Raw genomic sequence first — 6,000 nt, 5'->3', positions numbered from 1 at the left:
TGTCAACGGCGGAGTAAAACCCGACCAAAGGGCGGCGCAAAAGTAGGCCACTTTGGGGTTGGGCGTGAAGGGTGCATAGAGTGCTGGCGGCCAGTCGACCGCGCTCCCCAAATAGCTGTCGGTTGACTAGCCGCCTTGGCCCGTGAGGGCCAAGGCATGGATTGTCGATCAGGAGGTTTTGGTGGCTTTTCGCGCTTGGCTTTGGGCCAAGCGATAGCTTTCGCCGTTCATCTCGAGGATGTTGACGTGGTGGGTCAGCCGGTCGAGGAGCGCCCCGGTCAGGCGCTCGGTTCCGAAGGTTTCCGTCCATTCATCGAAGGGCAAGTTGCTCGTGATCAGCGTAGCCCCGCGCTCGTAGCGCTGCGAGATCAATTCAAAGAGCAGCTCGGCCCCGGTTTTGGAGAGAGGGACGAAGCCCAATTCGTCGATGATCAGCAGCTTGGCGTTGGCCATCTGTTTTTGGACCCGCAGCAAGCGACGCTCGTCGCGCGCCTCCATCAGTTCGTTGACCAAGGCCGCGGCGGTGGTGAAGCTGACCATCATCCCTTTCTGGCAAGCAGCGAGCCCCAGGCCGAGTGCGACGTGGGTTTTGCCGGTGCCGCTTGGGCCGAGGGCAATCACGTTCTCGCGCCGTTCGATCCAGTCGCAGCGCGCCAGCTCAAGCACCTGCATTTTGTTGAGCTTGGGGATTGCCTTGAAGTCGAAGCTGTCGAGGCTTTTGGTGGCCGGGAACTTGGCCGCCTTGATGCGGCGCTCGACCATCCGTCGCTCGCGATCGATCAGCTCCAGTTCGACCAAGCGCGTCAGGAACTGGACATGGTCCAAGCCCTCGGCGGCGCATTGGCGCGCCACCTTCTGATACTCACGCAGGAATGTCGGAAGCTTCAGCCTCTTGAGGTGATGCTCCAGCAGGATTTCGGGGGCATGGGTCATTTCGCAGCCTCCGACATCAGGGACATGTAGCTGGCCGCTGAGGTCGTCTCGACCCGCGCCCGTGGCAGGTAGGGGTACACGTCGAGGTCGAGCCGTGGTGGCCGCTTCTCGACCTGACACAGCACCAGATGCTTCACAGCATCAAAGCCGACCGCGCCCATCTTCAGGGCCTGCTTTACGGCGGCGTGTAGCTCATCCATGCCGAAGGTCTCCAGGAGGCGCAGCACCTGAACATACTCGCGGCGCCCTATCTTCAGCATGCGCGCTTCCATCAGGCGGCGCAGCGTGTCGAACTCTTTTGGCAAGTCCCACCCCGCAAGGGGCGCGGCCTGATCCAAAGCATTGATCTTGCGTTCGATCAGCGGGAGGTAGTGGATCGGGTCGAACACCATGTCCTCGCGCGCGTAGCACCGCGGATGGCGTGCGATCACGTCCCCACGGCAGCCAATCACCACCTGATCAACATAGGCCCGCACCCAGACATCCTGATGGCCATAGGCCACGGGGACCGAGTAATCGTTGGTGCCGTAGCGGACCAACGATTGGGAGCTCACCCGGCCGCTGGCCTGTGCGCAGGCCTCAAAGGGAGCGGCTGGCAAGGGGCGCATCTCGGCCAGATCCCGCTGCACGCGCGCGCCGATCGTCTCCGTGTGCCCACGGAGTGTATCAGTCTGACGGGCGCGACACTGCTCTTCAAGATAGGTGTTGAAGCTCTCCCAATCCGGGAAGTGGGGGATCGGCACCATGTGGTTGCGGCGGACATAGCCCACCATCCCCTCGACATTGCCCTTGTCATTCCCTTTGCCCGGCCGTCCGTAGCGGTCTCGGAACAAGTAATGCGACAGCAGCCCGCTGAACAGCGTCGCGCGGACCCGTGTACCATCCGGCTGGATCTTCGAGACCAGACAACGGTCGTTGTCGTAGAGAACCGACAGAGGCACCCCGCCAAAGAAGGCAAAGGCATGCACATGCCCGTCCATCCAGGCCTCCGCCGTCGCCGCCGGGTAGGCTCGCACGAAGTAGGCATCGCTGTGGGGCAAATCCAGGACGAAGAAGTGGGCCTTTTGTTCGACACCCCCGATCACAACCAACGCTTCGCCAAAATCAGCTTGCGCATGGCCCGGCGGATGCGCCAGCGGCACGAACATCTCACGGGTGCGTCGTTCACGCTGCCGAACGTAGTCCTTAATGATCGTATAGCCGCCGGTGAACTCGTGTTCCGTCCTGAGCCGCTCGTGGATCCGCTTCGCCGTGTGGCGCTGCTTGCGAGGCAACTTCCTGTCCTCTTCAAGCCAGCCATCGATGATCTCGGTAAACCCATCAAGCTTGGGACGCTTGATCTCCTTCGTGCGCCGGTAGCCCGGCGGCGACGAGAACGCCAACATTTTGCGAACGCTGTCGCGCGATATGTTGAAATGGCGCGCCAGATCCCGCTGGCTCATCCCCTCGCTGCGCGCCAGCCTCACCTTCAGATAAAGTTCCACGGTGTAAATCTCCTCACCCTCCCTGCTGCCGCAAGAAGGGAAAAAGTGGACGAATTTTACGCCGCCCGCACCGCCAATACGACGGCGCTACCGTGGTCTAATTTTGCACCGCCGTTCTCACCCATAGTGCAACCGCGATAAGTACGATGCTGAGGATCAGGCGTAGCAACTTCATGCGTTATCTCCAGTATAGCCAATATTCTACGTTGGATTGTATTTCTGCAGCAGCCGCAAGGCGACTTTGACCAACGCGCAGCAAGTTGAATCTTAAAGGGAGAAAGTGGCGATTATATGCCTTCGCGCCATGCAATTTGCGCCAAAAGCGCAAGCGTATCAGCGTAATAGCTTTGACCAGGGCGCGGCTTTGCAGGGGGATTTTTGGCGGCAAGGTCGGCCACCGCCCGAAAACCCGCCGCGTCGCTTTGCGCAATTAACTGTCCCGACGGGGCCGTAACAGTCGCGACATGCTCGGCCAAGGTTGCGCTCGCGAAGCGGGTGCTGGCCGCCCCTAATGCCGGATGGTCATGGCGCCCTGACCAGAACAAATAGAGCGGTATGCGCAGCGCGTCCCAGCCAAAGGCATTGGACAAGTCTGTTGCTGCCTTCATGCCACTCGGGGTGACATTGATCCAATCGCGCAGGGCTGCGGGATCACGCAGCAGCTGTTCGCCATGCGCGGCAGTGCGCAGTAGATCAACCAGTCCGAAAGCCTCCCCCAGTTCGATCAGCGCACGGCTCATGTAATAAGACGGGTTCACGATCACCGACTGGTCGGTTGCCGTCATATGGCTGGCTGGTTTGAGCAAGAACTCATTCGCCACCCGAGGGTCAGGCGCAAGGCAGGTCTCAACAAGTCCGCGGCAGATTTGCGCGGCCTTACCCTCATATTCGCCCCATCCGGAATCTCGCGCGGCACGCAGCAGCGCCCAAGCGCGCAGGAGGTCGCCGTCCGTGGCGTTTCGAAGGTCGGCCACTCCGTCGGCTTGCCACTTCCATGCCATCAGCCCGTCAGGCCGGATCGCGAGCTTGCTCTGGGTCCATCCCTCAATACGCCTGAACGCGTCCCGATCCCCAAAGGCCTGCGCAAGGAGCAGGCCATAGGCTTGCCCTTCAGAATGGCTGATCCCGTCGTTACCATCGTCGATGACCCGTCCACTCTCGTTAAGATACGCCGCTTTCCAAGCGCTCCAATTGTCCAACGTGAGATCTTGCCCCCAAGCAGAGGACGCCATGGCGATGCAGGGTAAGGTCATCAGCAGTTGGCGCCTATTCATTGCTCACCTTGTTATAGCGGAACATTCTTTTTAACCCTCTGCTGCACCGGTTTGTTCGTGGGCGATTTCAGAAGAAACCGTATAATGCGCGTACCATAAGGGTCGATTGGTCATGCAATTGCAAATATCCCGACTCAACAGCGTCGCCAGATGTTATTTGGCGTATGCGCTTGGCAGTTCTCAGTTGGTATGGGAGCCCTTTCCACTCGCGCGTTAGTGAGAAAATTCGCGTGGGCTGCTCTTCGAGTTGTCGTCCATTCCAAGGCACCGCATGCCACACTTTAACGTCTTGATGGACATGTCCGATTGGAGCCTATTCTTCACCAGAAACTGCAGGCGTGACCATCGGATGGAAATGGAAAGACGCTTACAGCGTACGCTACCCGACCTATAACCATTCGTATAGGCGCCGTACAAGTCGACTTGAAGCGTCATTATATAACCAAGGCGTCAGCAGCGTCGGGTAATCAATCGACCATCCGGAAGTATGGCGCGCGGTATACGTCTTCCATCCCGGAGTTTTGGCAGTACCCCATATCCATATTGCTCGTTCCATCAATCTGACCATAGGAGACGAACGACGCTCCTTTCACTCCACCGGCATTCGCGGCGAAATCGATGTCCCCCATAGCTAGGATTTGTCCGTTGTGAACGCTTAAGGAAGATGCGGCACTAAAGCCGCCGAGGGTCATGAGAGTGGCACCTCCTCCGGGAGCGCAATTGTCGTGCCGGCCAATTTGTAAGCCCTGAGGGGAATTGAGTGAACTCGCACCCGTATCCGTTGTCGCGATGACGACATCTTCAAGAATAACACCGTTGGAAAATTTCACTTCGCAATCAGAGATGAAAACAAACTGCTCGTATAAACCCGCGTCCATTGTAATTTTTCCAGAACCTCCACACGACATCCGGTTCACCGTATTAGGCTCAAAATGATACGGATTTAAGGAATTGGTGTTTCCTTTGGGCTTTGGCTCGTCCGGCGGTAATCCGGGAAACTCCTTTAGATCGACATCATAGTAATATCCGGAGCTTACATAAGGCGGAAGGTGCTCAGCCTTTGCGCTCCAAAAGCTCTCGATAATGTCGGGCAACTGGTTCAGAAGGCGCAGGCGATAGCTGCCCGAGCGCAAAGCAGTCTGCAGGCCATCGTTCTTATCAAACCCAGATTTAGGAATATCTAGATCTTCGACGTTCGGCATCGAAACCACAGTTCCAGGTTCGAAGTAGTTGTTCTGATTCATGCTGACGTATTGGTTCGAATGGATACAAAATCCGTCCGTGAAACTATTGTTCGACTGTATATCCACTACGCCCTCAGCGACGAAACCTTCGGTAAAGCACCCAGGGAAGTAGGTAGAATAGACGGACTCCACGCTTACGTCGAAAGTGTCTTGTCCAATTAGTCGCAACAAAATATTTCGCGATGCGTTGTCACGCTCCTGCTTCATCATGGCTTGAACGCGAACGGCTGTCGTGGAGTCGGCGTTCTCCGAAAAAGTGAGCTCGCTTTTGTTCCATTCTCCGAAGTTAACGTCCGTGGTCATCAGCGCTGTGCTTCCGAACTGGCTTTCGGGGAGCATATCGGTAACTGTTTCCAGTGCCTTTGCGACGGCGGCCTCGGAGCCATCTCGCTCGCGGGTATAAAGGGCAGCATGGGCGGCACTATCGGCAGCTACCTGCAACTGGGTGCGTTCAGAGACTACTTTGTTGAAATCAATTGCAAGCCCGCCGAGGACAAGCGCAATCATGAATAAAAAAAGTGAAAGGATCGTCGTCGAGCCGTCTTCGTCAGTCACCCAATCGAACTGTTTGCTGCGAACCATCCTAAAACTCCACTATATGCTGAGCGCTGACGCGAATTTTCACGTTATTGAATGCACTGCGGGCCATACTAAGGGGCATAAGATCGCCGGCGGGTGCTATAAGATCGGTTCGGACGAAGCCGCCTGAGATCGTCGTGGCCACGGAGATGTCAGCGTCCAGATGTGTAAGCTGACCAAGAATATACTCTTGTACTGCGTCCCCATCAGCGAGGCGTCCCAAGGAAAACGCACGATTACCATCTTGAACTATTCGCGTCATTTGAGACTCAAAGAAGTACACCATGGAAACGTTCATAATGAGCGCGAGTGCGAAGGCGAAAATCGGTAGCCAGATCACGGACTCAATTGTGGCGGACCCGCTGTCCTCTTCGCAGAAGCTGCGCACCCGCTTAAATCTAACCTTCGAAAGCTGCATAAATTCTCTAAAACGCCGATCCATGATCCCGCACCACTAAAATCTACTTACTAAGTCAATCTTTTAAT

At 56.8% G+C, this 6,000-nt stretch carries 5 protein-coding genes; all 5 read right to left on the bottom strand.

Translation table 11 applies throughout. From position 1 onward, the window contains the following. Positions 1-168: 168 nt before the first annotated feature. Entirely contained in the window at positions 169-933 is a 765-nt protein-coding gene (istB, locus tag BLS57_RS11480) for an IS21-like element helper ATPase IstB (protein WP_093740268.1), read from the bottom strand. After that, a complete protein-coding gene (istA, locus tag BLS57_RS11475) occupies positions 930-2,417 on the bottom strand; it encodes an IS21 family transposase (protein WP_093740271.1) in 1,488 nt (495 codons plus the stop codon). Before istA ends, istB begins: the two co-directional genes overlap by 4 nt. A 287-nt stretch (positions 2,418-2,704) precedes the next feature. Further along, positions 2,705-3,691, bottom strand: a complete 987-nt coding sequence (locus BLS57_RS11470; protein WP_167356416.1) for a family 8 glycosyl hydrolase — start codon at positions 3,689-3,691, stop codon at positions 2,705-2,707. 467 nt (positions 3,692-4,158) lie between these two features. Next, a complete protein-coding gene (locus BLS57_RS11465; protein ID WP_093742357.1) occupies positions 4,159-5,517 on the bottom strand; it encodes a Tad domain-containing protein in 1,359 nt (452 codons plus the stop codon). A 1-nt stretch (position 5,518) separates the two neighbouring features. Further along, positions 5,519-5,932, bottom strand: coding sequence for a TadE/TadG family type IV pilus assembly protein (locus BLS57_RS20140; protein WP_093742355.1), 414 nt, complete (start codon positions 5,930-5,932; stop codon positions 5,519-5,521). Positions 5,933-6,000 lie beyond the last annotated feature (68 nt).

Origin of the sequence: Sulfitobacter delicatus (assembly GCF_900102535.1) — a bacterium.
Taxonomy (GTDB): Bacteria; Pseudomonadota; Alphaproteobacteria; order Rhodobacterales; family Rhodobacteraceae; genus Sulfitobacter; species Sulfitobacter delicatus.
The sequence above is the reverse complement of the archived record's forward strand: the minus strand, read 5'-3'. Positions and strand labels throughout refer to the sequence as shown.